This is a genomic window from Bacillus sp. EB600 (assembly GCF_024494385.1).
GTDB lineage: Bacteria > Bacillota > Bacilli > Bacillales > Cytobacillaceae > JAEVLT01.
Genome location: NZ_JAEVLT010000169.1, coordinates 1 through 411, shown reverse-complemented (window position 1 = coordinate 411; position 411 = coordinate 1). Strand labels below are relative to the sequence as shown.

Here is a 411-nt window from a genome sequence, read left to right as displayed (position 1 = left end):
GAATGGGTATTTCGTGTAAAGTTCATCGATGCGATGTTTGATGATACACTCCTCTGGGGAAGGATCCATAGGCTTATAATACAGACTGGTTCTATTAAGATTTACTAGCTCAGCCTGGGTTTTAATAGGGAGTTCTGAATCCTCCCAATCTAGCAGATCTAGTCTTTCAATTCTAGTCTTTAATGCCAGCTTTTTTTTTAAGCCACGACAGATGCGTGGTGAGTTTTCCGACTTCGGCATATAGGTTTTGAATTTGGTCTTCATAATTAGAAATGAGTAGATCCTGTTTTTTGTTCTCTTTCGTAAACAACTGCGGCAATTGTTCTAACACTGCTTTTTTCCATTGCGGTAATTGGTTCACATGGATCCCATGGTGGGAAGCAAGTTCGCTTAACGACTTCTCTTCCTTAA

1 protein-coding gene is annotated in these 411 nt (G+C 39.9%); it reads right to left on the bottom strand.

Going from position 1 to position 411, the window contains the following annotated elements:
- Window positions 1-172: 172 nt before the first annotated feature.
- Window positions 173-411: transposase (locus JN080_RS30210; RefSeq protein WP_375141812.1), on the bottom strand; the 239-nt coding region annotated here is incomplete at its 5' end.